Origin of the sequence: Acinetobacter sp. NIPH 1852 (genome assembly GCF_022549455.1) — a bacterium.
Lineage (GTDB): Bacteria > Pseudomonadota > Gammaproteobacteria > Pseudomonadales > Moraxellaceae > Acinetobacter.
This window is the reverse complement of record NZ_JAKZGG010000004.1, coordinates 88,863-104,325: the sequence shown is the minus strand read 5'-3', so window position 1 is coordinate 104,325 and position 15,463 is coordinate 88,863. Positions and strand designations below refer to the sequence as shown.

Sequence of the window (15,463 nt, the reverse complement as noted above, 5' to 3'; positions counted from 1 at the left end):
ACGCTAAAAGTAAGATCCAAATAGTCTCTTAAATGAGACTATTTTTTTATCAAATGTAATTTTATTAATGATAGTAATTATCACTACTGTTTACAATTATATCCAATATTGTTACCATGATACGTGAAATATCCACTTTTAAATCATATGTTAATTTATTGGAATTTATATGTCTAAACAGTCAGCTCTCTCATTGCTATCTATATCTGTTCTAATAGGGATGTGCTCAGTTGGGAATGCTTCAGCAAATGAAGCCGAAATAAAAACGAATAATAAAGATGAAAAATATAGTAATAATAATGCAACTCAACTGAGTACTATTGTCGTTACTGCAAGTGGATTTGAACAAGATATTAAAAAGGCTGCAGCGTCAATTTCCGTTCTCACACAAGAAGAAATTAATAAGAAAGCATATCGTGATGTGACAGATGCACTAAAAGATGTGCCAGGTGTTGTTGTAACGGGTGGTGGTAGCTCAAGCGATATTAGTATTCGTGGTATGAGCAGCGCTTATACGGTGATTATGGTCGATGGGAAAAAAATAAATACCCGTTCAGTTCGACCAAATAGCGATAACTCAGGGATTGAACAGGGTTGGTTACCAAACATTGGTGCGATTGAACGCATCGAAGTGATTCGAGGCCCGATGTCAGGTTTGTATGGTTCAGATGCAATGGGTGGCGTGATTAACATCATTACCAAAAAAAATGCCACGGAATGGACGGGATCAATCAAACTTGATACTACACTACAAGAGAACTCAAACTCAGGTAACTTATATCAATCAAATGCATATATTTCAGGGCCGTTGATTGCCAATCTTTTATCATTTAAAGCCAATGGTTTATTTTCCCAACGTGATGAAGATGATATCTATGGGGGTTATAAGAAACAAAAAATGCGTGCAGGCGGTGCGGCATTTAGCTTAACACCGAATGATGACCACACTATTGATTTGGAATATCAACGCTCTATTCAAGCGCGTAACGCAACCGTGGGTAAAACAATAGAAAACAAACCAAATAAACGTGGTGAGTATCCTACAGACTCACTCACCAATTATTACCGTACAGAATATAGCTTAACGCATCGCGGTCAAATTGGTGCTGTAGAAACAAATTCCTATATTCAGCGTGAAGAAAATGATAATCCATCACGCAATATGGAAGCGACCAACACCACATTTAATACAATCAATAAAATTAATTTTGATCGTCATAGCCTTAGTTTTGGTGGTATGTATTTAAAAGAAGAATTAGATGATCAAGGTAACCAATTGAGTGTGGGTGGTGCAAAACCTATTTCACATCTTGATCGTTATAGCTGGGCATTATTTGCTGAAAATGCATGGAATATTGTTGATGACTTTACTTTGACCAGCTCACTCCGTTTAGATAAAGACGAAAAATTTGGTGATCATTGGAGTCCAAAAGTGTATGGAGTCTGGGGCTTAAATGACAATTGGGTGATTAAGGGTGGCATATCGACGGGCTATAAAACACCAGCACTGCGTGCAACTGTTGCAGAATGGGGACAAGCTACAGGTGGAGGCCAAAGCAATGGCGTTATTGTCGGAAATCCTGACTTAAAACCTGAGAAAAGTGTGAACTATGAAGTTTCATTTAACTGGGACAATCTCGATAATCTGAATGCAGGTTTAACAATTTTTAACAGTGAATTTAAAGATAAAATTACTGAAGTAAGAACTTGTCAGGGAGATGCTGGGTCACGTGGCTGTGATTGGTTAGGTGAAAAATTTGATTTTGTCAGTCTGCGTGAGAATGTGGATAAAGCCAATATGCGTGGTGCTGAAATGACTTTTGGTTGGAAATTTTTGCCAAATGTGAACTTACGTGCCAATTATACTTTTACTGATACAGAACAAAAAAGCGGTATAAATAAAGGCAAACCGCTAAATGAAATGCCAAAACATATGTTCAATACCACCGCAGATTGGGAGATTAATGATCAGTTCTCAAGTTGGGGGCGAGTCAACTACCGCAGCAAAACCTCTGATTATTTAAGTCGCACCGAGATGGCAAAGGGTAAACCTGCCTATACGATGGTTGATGTCGGATTGAACTACAAACCAACACAAAATATCGCCTTTGCGGCGGGTGTTTACAATCTGTTCGATAAAGAGATTGATACAGAGACCTATAATTATGTGCTCGATGGTCGTCGTTACAATCTTGGCGTGACGTATAGCTTCTAAGTTCGATATAGCGCAAACAAGGCGCTTTAAGCGCCTTGTTTTTTGAATATTTCAGTCACATGTTCTGAATAATAAAACTTTTCTAAATAAGTGCGAGCACGTTGTCTTAGATAACCCGTTTGAATGACTTGTCCTAAGATAGGCGCTAGTAAGTTGCTTAATTCATTTTCAATTAAATTTTCGTCAATATTTAGATCACGTAATAACAAATCAAAAGTCCGCTCTTGGTTTCGTGCATACCATGCATAAACACCATCATGAACTTGTTGTTTTAAATAATCTGTTTGACGAATATGCTCCCAAATATCATGTCCCATGCCGACCGTTTTAGGTAAATCCTGTACTTCGACATAGTTCCGCAATACCGATAAAGGCATGACTTTAATTTTATGCCAAAGATTGGCCTGAAAGTGATAGAGCTTATCATCGTTAAAATGTTGATTTAAAACTTTCTCACTCATTTGGCTAATTTTTAAAATATTCTTTTGCAAATAGTGGCCAATGGTTTCATTGAGATTAGAATCAGTCACTGTTTCCAAAACTGATTTGCCCATTTTCATAAAATGCCCGACACTAGGAACACGTTTAGACATCACTGAATTATCTAAATAGTCTTGAATCGAATGTTGGATCAGTTGCGTAATCAGCGCAGAAAAAGCAGGGTTGTTGACTATGGTTTTGATCAGACGTTGGCGATGACCACTTTTACTGGCAACGTATTGTGCAATCGAATCGATGGTTAAAACGGGGATGACATCTTCAATTGTGGTTTGCTCATTCAGCGGATGAATCAAAGCGAAACGGATGTGCTCAGCAATTTGCTCAACTAAAAATGAACTTGCGGGTGTTGCTAAAATTTGTTTTTCAAGCAGTTCAAAAATCTGTGGAAATGACCAAATCTGTTGTAGTTGCTGTAAACGTAACCAATGATAGAACTGTTTAAACTCATGTTGAATGGTTTCTGTTTGTGCAAATTCCTGATCGATGAAATCAAGTTGTGCATCGATTAGTTGTTCTATCATTGGATGTTTAGACATAAAATTTCAAATCACTTGTTTAAACTTATGGCGATGGGGCAGTTGCAGGTTTAGCTGCCTGAATCTTGCTCAAGAATGGCAAATATTGCTGCACCACCAATTGATCTGCTTCTAAGATTGGCATGTGACCAACTTTATCCAGAATCACAGGCGTTTGAGCATTTTTCAACAGGGATTTGAGTTCAGAAGCAACCTCTACATTGATGATTTTATCCTGTTTTCCCCACAAAATTAGAGTAGGTGCGTCAATCGCTCTAGTCAACAAAGCAAATGAATCAGGCGTGTATAGCTTATTTAGCGCGATTACCTGTTCCATCATTTTCTTGGTTTGCTCGACTTGTCCAATCATCATCCGCTCTTGGGCTTGTGCAATTTCTTTTGGAATAAAAGGCGGAGCATACATGGCTTGTTGCATGAGGAAGTTAAAATCACCTTTTTTGCTCACCACCATATTTCTAATTTGATTTGGATCTTTTAAATACGGCGTTGTTGCCGTGCGATACACACCAGCGGCATTGATTAAGAACAGGCTCTTGGTCTCAAACGAATATTGACCTGCATAGAGCATGGCAACGGAGCCGCCCAGTGAGTGACCTGCGATATGTGCTGGACCTGTGAGGTTAGCTGCTTCGATAAAGCGGCGTAATTTTTCGGTGACATTGGGAACTGAATAATCAAATTCTTTTGGAACTTGGGTTTCCCCACTGGCAGGTAGATCTGGAATAATGACGTGATAATTTGCGGTTAACGCTTGTGCGACTCGATTCCAATTGTCTCGACTGCCGGCTAAACCATGAATTAAAACGACGATTGGTTTTCCTGCTTGACCGCCTTCGCTATAAGACCATGTGATATCGCCTACTTTTAATGTTTTGCTTTGTAGGCCAGCCCATGCTCGTTCTTGTTGTAATAAATTTTGAAAACTCATCTCAATTTCAGCAGCTTGTGTTGTGCTTATTGCAACTGCTGATAGGCTGCAAGCCAGTAATGCGGCAGTGAATGTCTTACGCAATGGCACCGAAAATAGGGTATTCATCTTTACTCAGTCCTTGATCTATTCTTAAATCAATTGATTATTGAGGATGTTACTCGGGGAGTCATTTGCATAATCTACAGATGTATGGAAATTCTTGCCAATGAAATCATCATTTATGCGTCATTTTTATGATCAAAGGAGTGTCCTTTGTTCGATGAGTTTCTATTTTGGTCAGTGACTTTCAAACTTGCGCAGATTAAACTCTTTGCTCATGTTAATCATAGATGGATTGTATACATGCTCACTGCCAAAGAAACTCTAGAACGTTTAAAAGCTGGTAATGCTCGTTTTGTGAAAGGGGAAGCAACCCAACAGAAATTTCTCACTCACCAAGAGCGCGCCGAAATGGCAAGTGAACAAAATCCCTTTGCAATCATTCTAGGTTGTTCAGATTCGCGTGTGCCTGCTGAAATGGTATTTGACCAGGGCTTAGGTGATTTATTCGTGATACGTGTAGCAGGCAATATCGTTGCACCGTCACAAGTCGGCAGTGTTGAGTTTGCCGCTGAACGATATGATTGTGCAGTGGTTGTTGTTTTAGGGCATAGTCATTGTGGTGCGATCCAAGCAACAATTGATACTTTAAAAAATCCAGATCAACCGCCATCATCAAATTTGATGTCAATCGTCAATCGAGTGCGTCCTTCGGTAGAAATTTTGATGCAAACTGAATTAAAAGATGATTTGAAAAAATTATCTGCTCATGCTGTTCGTTCAAATGTTTTCGCATCAGTGAATCAGTTACGTCATGGTTCAAGTGTGTTGGAAAGCTTAATTGAGAAAGGCAAGATGATCGTTGTTGGCGCTGAGTATTCGCTTGAAACGGGTGAAGTGACGTTCTTTGATTTTTAGAATAATATAAATGGCTAACTTTCAAGTTAGCCATTTTTCTATTTAGGTTATTTTTTCACGCTGTTCATCAAAGCAGTGGTGGTTATGTTATGAATATTAAACCAGCATCAGAAGCTTCACTCAAAGATTGGTTAAAACTAAGAATAAAGCTTTGGAATGATCTTGAAGAATCACATTTGCAAGAGATGCATCAGTTATTGGCTGAAAAGCATGCATTACAATTATTAGCCTATTCGGATCATCACGCGGTTGCGATGCTAGAAGCATCTATTCGGTATGAATACGTAAACGGGACAGAGACTTCTCCTGTGGCATTTCTAGAAGGCATTTATGTACTTCCAGAATATCGTCGCTTAGGTGTGGCAACTTTACTTGTTCGTCAGGTCGAAGCATGGGCAAAACAATTTTCTTGTACTGAGTTTGCATCTGATGCGGCATTGGACAATGTCATCAGTCATGCAATGCATCGTGCATTGGGTTTTCAAGAAACGGAAAGCGTTGTTTATTTTAGTAAAAAAATAGATTAATCAAACTTAGCACAACGCTTTATAGCGCCCCTCGAATATACGGATAAGCCAAGTTAAGCATAATCGATTGTGCTTTGGCATTTGGGTGAACCTGATCATTTTGCATTAAACTTTTATTACCTGCGACACCTTCCAAAAAGAAGGGCAGTAACTTAATACGATATTGCTGGCTTACAACTTTATAATTATTTTCAAAAGCGGTGCTATATGCCGTTCCATAATTTGGTGGTATTTTCATACCAAATAGTAAAACATTGGCTTTTTGTTTCTGACTGAGTTGTACCAACTGAGCTAAATTCTTTTGAATCATTTGTGGTGGTTGCCCACGTAATCCATCATTTCCGCCTAGTTCAATGACCACAACTTCAGGTTTATAGGTCTGCAATAGTTTCGGTAATCTTGCCAGCGCGCCACTGGTAGTTTCTCCACTGACACTTGCATTGACCACCTTGTGCTGTTTCGGATACTGTTGGTCTAAACGTTGTTGTAATAAGTGAACCCAACCTTGTTTGGCATCAATACCATAACCTGCACTCAGGCTATCACCCAATATCAAAATCGTCTTTGCCGAAACCAGTGTTGGTACTAAACATATCAGTAGTGTGGCAAGCAGTTTAGACATAGATAAGATCACTTTAGGTGTTTGCATAACCGTTAAAAATTTGTTCTACAGGATACCTAACATCATGCCACAACCGATTATTTCTGCCCGAAAAGTTACACAAAATATTCAAATCAATCAGCAAACTCTAACCATTTTAAAAGAGATTGATTTAGATATTTATCAGGGAGAGCAAATTGCGATTACAGGTCGGTCAGGTTCAGGAAAATCAACGCTTTTGGGGATTTTAGCCACTTTGGATCGACCAAGTTTGGGAGAGTTGTGGGTCTGTGAACAAGCGGTACATGCTTTAACTGAAGAGCAACGTGCGCAGGTTCGATTAGAAAATATTGGTTTTGTTTTTCAGTCTTTTCAGCTTCTACCTCAGCTCAGTGCTTTAGAAAATGTCATGTTGCCATTGCGTTTACAACCTGATTTTAATTTCAAACATGCGGAACAAAAAGCATTGGCTTGGTTAGAGCGTGTGGGCTTGATTCGTCAAGCACAACAAACGCCCAAAGTTTTGTCTGGTGGTGAACAACAACGCGTGGCGATTGCCCGTGCATTGATTGCCGAACCTAAAATTATTTTCGCAGATGAACCGACAGGAAATTTGGATGGACAAACGGCAGAAGAGATTGAGCAACTTTTATTTGATTTAAATAAAGAGCTAGGCACGACTTTAGTGCTGGTGACGCATGACCAAAATTTAGCTGCATTATGTCAACGTCATGTCAGGCTTGTGGATGGTCAAATTCAAGAAATCATCAAAGCTGAAGATGAGAGCGCCGAGGAAAGGGTATGAATTCGATTGTAAAACCCTTACTGCTACAAAGTTTTCGTACAGGTGGATTGTATTTGTTGATTATTGCGCTCTCCCTCGCGATTAGCGCAACCACTGCTTTAAAATTTAGCAATACTCAAGTCCAAAATGCCGTGACCTTGCAAGCAGCGGAAATGCTCGGTGCAGATCTAGTCCTGTCAGATCAGGAGCCGATTCAATCTAACTGGCTGCAACATGCGGAACAACTGAATTTGCAACAGGCCTTTGTGACCATATTTGGATCAATGGCGCATACCCAAGATCAGTTTGTGATGGTCAATGTCAAAGCCGTGGATGAGGGTTTCCCCTTGCGTGGGAAACTAGAGATCTCACCTCAGGCCAAATCTATTCAGCCCGGACAAGTCTGGTTAAGTCCAAGAGCAATGGATTTATTGCATGCCAAGCTAGGTGATCAGGTTGCCATTGCGGATGGTGAATTTACGGTTACAGGCGTGATTGAGCATGATTCAAATCAAGAACTTGGTTTTTCAGGTTTTTCGCCCACGGTGATTATTCATCGTGCAGATATTGCAAAAACCAATGCCGTTCAAATTGGCAGCCGTATTGAATATCGGTTGTTAATGGCAGGTTTGCCTGAACAAGTGAATGCCTTTCAGCAGATATTTAAACAAGACACTGGTCATGAGCAGCCTTTAGATCAGGCAGTTGATCAGCAGATTGAAAATACCGAACAAACAACATTAAAACTACGAGATGCCAGTCAATCCAATACTCGGCTAATGAAACCGATTGAAAATCTAGATACTTTTCTACAGCTCGCCAATTTATTGACGATTCTACTTTGTGGTATTGCAATTGCTTTGACCAGTCAACGTTATGTACAACAAAACCAAGATCATATCGCCTTGATGCGTTGTTTGGGCGCAAGCAAATGGCAAATCTTAGCAGCCTATTTGGTACTGCTTGGCATTGTCAGTCTTTTGTCAATTGTGATTGGAAGCTTGATGGGCATCGCTTTGGGCTATGGGTTATTGCAATTGATGTTGCAGTTGATTCCTCAGCTACAACTGAGCTTTGCAATGAGTGATTTACTCATGGCATTGCCGATTGCGATTTTTACTAGTGTGATGGTTTTGATTGGTTTTATCTTGCCGAGTATTTGGGAGTTACTAAATACACCACCCATTCGAGTCATACGCCAACAAGTGCGCTCGCGAAAATCTCATATTGCGATGTTTGCTGTTGGGGTTGCTAGTCTGGTGATTTTTAGTTTGGTATTGAGTGATAACATTCAGTTAAGTTTGTTAGTGTTAAGCGCGATTTTAGCCCTTTGTGCTGTGCTCTATGCCGTGATTTGGCTGTTACTAAAAGCGATTAAACAACTGAAACACCCATTATCAGCTTATGTCCGCATTCCCCATCAAACGGCATTACAGATTACGGCTTTGGCTTTAGGTTTGAGTTTGATTACGGTACTGAGTGTTTTGCGAACTGATTTACTCGAACGTTGGCAGCAACAGCTACCAGAGGGAACACCTAACCAGTTTGTCTATGGGTTGCCTCCTTTTGATATGCCAGAGCTCAAGCAACAACTGGAACAAAATCAGTGGCAATCAACGCCGCTCTATCCGAATATTCGAGGTCGCTTGATTGCGAAGAATGGTGAAGCATTTGCACCTGAATTGATTCAGCAAAATAACTCTTTACGCCGTGAACTTAATTTGACTCAATCAGTAGATTTTCCGACTGACAATGTCATTACAAAAGGGGCGACAGAATTTAGCCAAGTTGCTCAAGTTTCGGTAGAAGAAAAGTTAGCCAATGAGCTTGATATTCATATCGGTGATCAACTCAGTTTTAGTCTGCCAGAGGGAACTTTACAAGCGACGGTGATTAACTTGCGCACAGTCGAATGGGAAAGTTTTAGTCCAAATTTCTTCTTTATTTTTTCTCCTGAAACGATGGATGAAAATGCAGGCAGTTACTTGGGAAGCTTTTATGTGCCACCCGCAGATCAAGCAAAAATGGTGCAACTGATTCAACAATTTTCCAATACGGTATTTATTGATGTCGGGCGGATTCTGGATGAGGTAAAACGTTTAATGAACGTGCTGGTTCAGATCGTGACTGTACTGGCGATGCTGGTGGGGTTATCAGGCATCTTGGTACTGATCGCATGTTTGAATGTGTTGATGGATGAGCGCCGTAAAGAAGTGGCTTTATTGCGTTCTTTTGGTATCGCCAAAAATAAATTAAAACGGATGCTGAGTATGGAAATCGGTTTTATTGGGTTATTGGCAGGGATCGTCGCATGTCTGTTTGCTGAGGTGATTAGTGCGATTGCCAGTCACAAGATGCAAATGGCAGTGCAATGGCATCCTGAAATCTGGTTGATTTTACCGTTAACGATGATGTTGATTTGTACTTTGATTGGTCGTTATCGTCTCAGCTATTTATGTGATATTCCACCATTGCAGAGCTTGAGGGAAATGAATCAGTCGTAGAAAGTGGACTAATTTTGACGCAGGAACTCATGCTATTTCAGAGCTAAATCCTGCGTCAAAAAATGATGAGTAAATGTATAGTCTTTTAGATAGAGTCTGTAATTTTAATCTAATAGAAATTAAAAAAAGAGATTAGGGGGCAGAACTAGTCGGTTGGCGGCATTATATGCGGGTTCCAAACAATTTCCCAAAGATGCCCATTGGGATCGAGAAAGTATCCAGCATACCCCCCATAAAAAGTATGTTGGGCTTCTTTGACGATGGTAGCGCCTGCTTTTTTTGCAGTTTGCATCAGCTCATCCACTTCATTTTTATCAGTGACATTATGTCCAATTGACATGGCAGTTGAACTAATCGGGTGTTTTGTTAACCCAGCATCCATAGCAAGATCATCTTGAGCAAAGATTGCAAGCTTAAGCCCATTTTGAAGATCAAAGAATGCAACAGCACCATGTTCAAACTCTAGGCCAACAATACCTTCAGTCTGAAGTCCAAGCCCATCACGGTAAAAAATAAGAGATTGTTCTAGGTTAGTCACGCCAAGCGTTAAAATGGAAATGTGAGGTCTCATATCTGTCTCCCTTTTGATTTGATAGATGTACTTATCCGATGTAAGTACATTCTTCGTCATGGGCCGTCAGTCAAATGTTGCTGACATATTATAATGTGACAGCTCGATGTGATGAGCGTAGCGCGTTTACAGTTTGTTTTGCATCAAAATCTCATACCACAATGGATGAAGTTCAGTGCTTAATTGAGTACAGTAAAAATAGAATCCCGCGAGTAATAACGTTGCAATGATGATGGCTGCGATTTGGATAAAATTGGTTTTCACCGTTTTTTGGCTAAAATACCAAGCGCCCGCGAGCAATGCACCCATGATCATGCCGCCAATGTGTGCAGCATTATTGATGCCTGAAACAGTAAAACCAAATACAAGGTTGATACCCATAATCAAGAGTAAGGATTTTTTATCTAACAAAAACCGTTGTCGTGGCAAAGTTGGAAATAGCGAGATAACCGTCAGTGCAGCACCTAAGCCCATGACTGCGCCCGAAGCGCCTGCACTGATTTTCGGTAATAGTTTTACATCAAAGTGTTGTAATAATTGGTATGCATCTAAAATACTCAGATAGCTGGAAAGCACACTGCCCATTAACCCTGCTAGAAAATACAGAGCAATATAATAAGTCCGACCAAACAGTTGTTCGGCAATACTACCAAAAATGTATAATGCCCACATATTCAGCATCAAATGGATCATACCAAAATGAAAAAACATGCTGCTGAGTAGTCGTTCGGGCTGACCCAAGAACGTCAGAGGTGTGAAATCTGCACCCCAAGCAATTGCATCAACCGGTGAAGGATCGGTAATATTCACACCAGTGAGAATTTGCCAACTAAATAATCCGACATTGACGGCGATCAATAACGCTGTAAACCACCATGTTTGCATCTGTAATTTTTGATTGATTTGTGGTGGAGTTGTTTCAGTCATATGCTTGGCGAGTCATTGAAATAAAAAATAGCTTAGCATGATATAGGGGCTGTTGACATTTCACAGATGCTTGCGACTGAGAATATTTTTTAGACGATACGAGGCATGACTTACGAAATTTAGGTATTCTAAATGAGTAAGGCATAACAAAGTACCGGAAAAAAATATTCCAGTCCCGAAGGGTTATGGCTAAAACTGCCCCAAACTTTGTTATGAAACTTGACAAGGGGATCGCCATTGCCTACGTTTCCCGCCTTGTTTGTGTGGTTTTAACCAATAACGCAAGACATGGATGAAATATCAATAGACCCTATAGGTCTGTTGACATTACGCAGACTGATGCAGAAGGAGTAATGCACTTTAATGAAAGCCTTTTTAGCCCGTGTTGTGATGCTGATCGTCGGCGTGATTTTGCTCATTCAGCTTTGGATTTTTAGCAGTTTGGTATGGTGGCGAACCCAACCTGTAAATACAACCATGTTCATGCGGTTAGACTATTGGTCTGATATGAAACCGATTCAGCACGATTGGCGCGATTATGATCAGATAAGCGATAACTTCAAACATGCTGTTTTGGCTGGGGAAGATGCCAAATTTATTCATCATCATGGGTTCGACTGGGCGGGTATTCAACATGCCTTGGAACGAAATAATAAAAAGGGTGAGGTGGTGGCTGGTGGTTCGACCATCTCACAGCAATTGGCCAAAAACTTATTTTTGTATAACCAACGCTCATTTATTCGTAAGGGACAAGAAGCCGTCGCGACATGGATGATGGAGCGGATGTGGTCCAAACGTCGCATTTTAGAAGTGTATATGAACTCGGTTGAATTCGGGCAGAACATTTATGGCGTAGAAGCCGCAGCTCAATATTATTATGGTAAAAGTTCAAAAAACTTAACGCGTGAACAAGCGGCTTTTCTTGCTGCGTTATTACCCAATCCCAAGTATTACCAAGACAATCGCAATGATCGAAAGCTGCAATATCGTAAACGTGTGATTTTGAAATATATGAACGGCACACAAAAGCCGCAGTAAATTTATCTAAATGCGAAAAAGCTCAATATTTTTGGGCTTTTTTACCAAATTGACATATTTTTGCAGCATACTTAAATTATCACTTGATGAATGATAATGCACAAGGTTCGGTATGAATACTGCAGTGACGACAACAGCGCCAATAGAATATAGTTACAACGATCGTTATATTAATCGAGAACTCTCCATTCTTGATTTCCATTTACGTGTGCTTGAACAGGCCGTTGATCCACTTCATCCATTGTTGGAACGGATGAATTTCCTACTCATTTTTTCACGTAATCTGGATGAGTTCTTTGAAATTCGTGTAGCAGGCGTGATGGAACAACTGACCTTGGGCAATGAAAGTCGTACGCCCGATGGTCTAACACCAAAGCAAGTAATGGAGCAAATCTCCATCACGGCACATGCTGCGATTGAACATCAATATCGTATTCTCAATGAAGAAATTTTACCGAAGTTACGTGAAGAAGATATTTGCTTCTTACGTCGTGGGGAATTAACACCTGCACAATCTGCTTGGATTAAAAAATATTTCCAAGAACAAGTTGCACCTGTTTTAACACCGATTAGTCTTGATCCAGCACATCCATTTCCACGGTTGGTGAACAAAAGTCTCAACTTTGTGGTGACATTAGAAGGTAAAGATGCCTTTGGTCGTCAAATTGATTTGGCTGTTGTTCCAGCACCGCGCTCTTTACCGCGTGTCGTACGTTTACCTGATGAACTCACCGACGGGAAAGAACATCATGTGATGCTTTCTGCGATTATCCATGAGCATGTATCCGACTTGTTCCCTGGCATGACAGCAACAGGATGTTATCAATTTCGAGTCACACGAAACGCTGACTTGGCGTTGAACGAAGATGTGGAAGATTTGGCCAAAGCATTGAAAGGTGAGTTGAGTTCGCGTCGCTTTGGACGTGCGGTACGTTTGGAAGTTACGCAGAATTGTCCAAAGCATATCTATGACTATTTGTTGGCTGAGTTTGAGTTGGGAGAAGAGCAACTATATAAAGTTGATGGCCCAGTCAATTTGGCGCGTTTATTGTCAAACTTTAAACGTCCGCATTTGCGCTATGACTCGCATACGCCAGTTTTGCCAAGAGTATTTAAGAAGTCAGAAAGCATCTTTGCGGCGATGCAAAAACAAGAGATTTTATTACATCATCCGTTTGAGTCTTTTGCGCCTGTGATTCAATTATTACGTGAAGCGGCTCGTGATCCACAGGTGTTAGCGATTAAGCAAACCTTGTATCGCAGTGGCGCAGACTCGGAAATTGTACAGGTGCTTGCAGAAGCTGCACGTAATGGCAAAGAAGTGACTGCGGTTATTGAATTACGTGCGCGCTTTGATGAAGAATCCAATATCGAAGTTGCCAATGTGTTGCAAGAAGCGGGCGCAGTGGTGGTCTATGGTATCGTGGGTTATAAAACCCATGCCAAGATGATCTTGGTGGTACGCCGAGAAAATAATAAATTGGTTCGTTATGTGCATTTGGGCACAGGTAATTACCATGCAGGTAATGCTCGAATTTATACCGATTATGGGCTCATGACCACCGATAAAGAACTCTGTGAAGATGTACATCGCGTGTTCCAAGAGTTGACCGGTATGGGCAAGATGGCAAAACTGAAAAAGTTATTGCACGCGCCATTTACCTTACATGCACATTTGATTAACTTCATCGATGATGAAATTGCCAATGTGAAAGCGGGTAAACCTGCACAAATTATTATTAAAGTGAATGCCTTAACTGAAGTTCATCTCATTAATAAATTGTATGAAGCCTCGCAGGCTGGCGTACAAATTGATTTACTTATCCGTTCGATTTGCTGTTTGCGTCCAGGTTTGCCAAATCTATCTGAAAATATTCGTGTGCGCTCGATTGTAGGACGCTTTTTGGAACATACCCGTGTCTATTATTTTAGCAATAATGGTAATCCACGTATTTATTGTTCGAGTGCCGACTGGATGGATCGTAACTTATTTAATCGTGTAGAAGCTTGTTTCCCAATAGAGGAACCTGCTTTGAAAAAACGGATTTATCAGCAAGGCTTATTGAACTATCTCAAAGACAATCAACAAGCGTGGTTATTGCAAGCAGATGGGACGTGGCAACGTGCGACTCCAGCAGAGGGCGAAGCGCCTTATAACGCGCAAAGAACGTTATTAGAACTGTTTAAGTAGACAGCAATAAAAAATCGACCTGTATAGGTCGATTTTTTTATGATTATTTTTATCGCGTTGTGATTTCTACGATCAGTTGATTGACTAAATCGGCGGCTTCTAACTCCCGAATTTGAGCCACATTACTTCCTGCCCAAAATGCACCATAGCTAAAATCATCGTGTTGATTTGCGATCCCCATCAGTTGTTTGGCTAAATCATAGCTATATGGATATGCTGGTACAGTGGGACGATGCGGGCTATCAATTTGGGTATGCCATGTTCCGAGTAAACCGCGAGCGGGACGTCCCGATAAACTGGCACTGATTTGGGTGATTTTTTGACTAAATAAGGCTTTGCGATAAGCGGCGTTGGCACTGGAACTTTTACATTGCACAAAGGCTGTTCCTAATTGTACAGCCGCCGCACCCAGTTTAAACATGGTTTTTGCGTGATCACCATTCATGATGCCACCTGCTGCGATCACAGGGCAAGTACAATGTTGGGTGAGCAGTTGAACAAGATCACTGGTTTTGATTGCGGCATCAACATCTTGATTGAAAATACCACGATGCCCACCTGCTTCGATACCCTGTGCAATAATAATATCAATGCCAGCAGCCTCAATTTGTTGTGCTTCAATCAGGTTGGTTGCTGAAACCATAGTGATAATTCCAGCCTGTTTGAGTGCTTGAATTTGATGCGGATGAGGAATTCCGAAATGAAAACTGACGGCTTTGGGTTTGGTTTCTAAAACGACATTGAGGAAATCATCATTTTCTAAAAAACTCGGATAGATGCACTTCAACTGTGTTGGTGCAACAGCATCAAATTTAGCAAATTCAGGTTGTAAATATTCAATCCATTGCTTGGCGATCTCAGCATCGAGTGCTTCTGGCTGATGGCAAAAAAAGTTGACTTGAAACGGGCGATCCGTCTGTTCTTGTGTTTTTAAAATTTGCGCTTTGGCTGATTCAGGTGTATTCGCGCCAAGACCTAGAGCGCCGAAAGCGCCTTGATTTGAAACTTCTGCCGCGAGTGTTGGTGTGGAAACACCCGCCATAGGTGCAAGAAAAATAGGATGTTTTATTTCTAATAATTCTAAAACTGACATGTCATGTACCTCATTTCTTTGTACTCAACATAGCTTAGAATTTAAAAAAATAGCAAATAATAATGGTTATTTAGTTAAAGAATAGAA

Annotated in this window: 13 protein-coding genes; 7 read left to right on the top strand and 6 right to left on the bottom strand. The window is 40.5% G+C overall.

The window, feature by feature from the left end; translation table 11 throughout:
• The first annotated feature begins 169 nt into the window (after nucleotides 1–169).
• Nucleotides 170–2,215: a ligand-gated channel protein gene (locus MMO38_RS04885; RefSeq protein WP_241322772.1), complete on the top strand. Its 2,046-nt coding sequence runs from the start codon at nucleotides 170–172 to the stop codon at nucleotides 2,213–2,215.
• A gap of 26 nt (nucleotides 2,216–2,241) precedes the next feature.
• Here the strand turns inward: MMO38_RS04885 and MMO38_RS04880 are convergent, their stop codons facing one another.
• Both MMO38_RS04880 and MMO38_RS04875 read right to left on the bottom strand, forming a co-directional pair.
• Nucleotides 2,242–3,252: a hypothetical protein gene (locus MMO38_RS04880; protein ID WP_241322771.1), complete on the bottom strand. Its 1,011-nt coding sequence runs from the start codon at nucleotides 3,250–3,252 to the stop codon at nucleotides 2,242–2,244.
• A gap of 25 nt (nucleotides 3,253–3,277) precedes the next feature.
• On the bottom strand, nucleotides 3,278–4,288 hold the full coding sequence (locus tag MMO38_RS04875) for an alpha/beta hydrolase (protein WP_241322770.1): 1,011 nt from the start codon (nucleotides 4,286–4,288) through the stop codon (nucleotides 3,278–3,280).
• Between the two features lie 237 nt (nucleotides 4,289–4,525).
• Between MMO38_RS04875 and MMO38_RS04870 the strand changes: the two genes are divergently transcribed.
• Nucleotides 4,526–5,140, top strand: coding sequence for a carbonic anhydrase (locus MMO38_RS04870; RefSeq protein WP_005197878.1), 615 nt, complete (start codon nucleotides 4,526–4,528; stop codon nucleotides 5,138–5,140).
• 89 nt (nucleotides 5,141–5,229) lie between these two features.
• Nucleotides 5,230–5,667, top strand: coding sequence for an AAC(6')-Ighjkrstuvwx family aminoglycoside N-acetyltransferase (gene aac(6')-I / locus MMO38_RS04865; RefSeq protein WP_241322769.1), 438 nt, complete (start codon nucleotides 5,230–5,232; stop codon nucleotides 5,665–5,667).
• 19 nt (nucleotides 5,668–5,686) lie between these two features.
• Here the strand turns inward: aac(6')-I and MMO38_RS04860 are convergent, their stop codons facing one another.
• Nucleotides 5,687–6,316: an arylesterase gene (locus MMO38_RS04860; protein WP_241322768.1), complete on the bottom strand. Its 630-nt coding sequence runs from the start codon at nucleotides 6,314–6,316 to the stop codon at nucleotides 5,687–5,689.
• Between the two features lie 37 nt (nucleotides 6,317–6,353).
• On the opposite strand from MMO38_RS04860, the gene MMO38_RS04855 reads away from it, so the two are divergent.
• Nucleotides 6,354–7,073, top strand: coding sequence for an ABC transporter ATP-binding protein (locus tag MMO38_RS04855; protein WP_241322767.1), 720 nt, complete (start codon nucleotides 6,354–6,356; stop codon nucleotides 7,071–7,073).
• A complete protein-coding gene (locus tag MMO38_RS04850) occupies nucleotides 7,070–9,556 on the top strand; it encodes an FtsX-like permease family protein (protein WP_241322766.1) in 2,487 nt (828 codons plus the stop codon). Before MMO38_RS04855 ends, MMO38_RS04850 begins: the two co-directional genes overlap by 4 nt.
• Nucleotides 9,557–9,701: 145 nt before the next feature.
• On the opposite strand, the gene MMO38_RS04845 is transcribed toward MMO38_RS04850, so the two are convergent.
• Nucleotides 9,702–10,127 carry a VOC family protein gene (locus MMO38_RS04845; protein ID WP_241322765.1) on the bottom strand — a complete coding sequence of 142 codons (426 nt, stop codon included), beginning with the start codon at nucleotides 10,125–10,127 and terminating at the stop codon, nucleotides 9,702–9,704.
• A 126-nt stretch (nucleotides 10,128–10,253) separates the two neighbouring features.
• Nucleotides 10,254–11,054 carry a rhomboid family intramembrane serine protease gene (locus MMO38_RS04840; RefSeq protein ID WP_005197861.1) on the bottom strand — a complete coding sequence of 267 codons (801 nt, stop codon included), beginning with the start codon at nucleotides 11,052–11,054 and terminating at the stop codon, nucleotides 10,254–10,256.
• A gap of 363 nt (nucleotides 11,055–11,417) precedes the next feature.
• On the opposite strand from MMO38_RS04840, the gene mtgA reads away from it, so the two are divergent.
• Together mtgA and ppk1 are read left to right on the top strand one after the other, a co-directional pair.
• Complete coding sequence (mtgA, locus tag MMO38_RS04835) at nucleotides 11,418–12,092, top strand: monofunctional biosynthetic peptidoglycan transglycosylase (protein WP_005197859.1); 675 nt, start codon at nucleotides 11,418–11,420, stop codon at nucleotides 12,090–12,092.
• A 112-nt stretch (nucleotides 12,093–12,204) separates the two neighbouring features.
• Complete coding sequence (ppk1, locus tag MMO38_RS04830) at nucleotides 12,205–14,283, top strand: polyphosphate kinase 1 (RefSeq protein ID WP_241322764.1); 2,079 nt, start codon at nucleotides 12,205–12,207, stop codon at nucleotides 14,281–14,283.
• 49 nt (nucleotides 14,284–14,332) lie between these two features.
• On the opposite strand, the gene MMO38_RS04825 is transcribed toward ppk1, so the two are convergent.
• Nucleotides 14,333–15,376: a nitronate monooxygenase gene (locus tag MMO38_RS04825; RefSeq protein WP_241322763.1), complete on the bottom strand. Its 1,044-nt coding sequence runs from the start codon at nucleotides 15,374–15,376 to the stop codon at nucleotides 14,333–14,335.
• Nucleotides 15,377–15,463 lie beyond the last annotated feature (87 nt).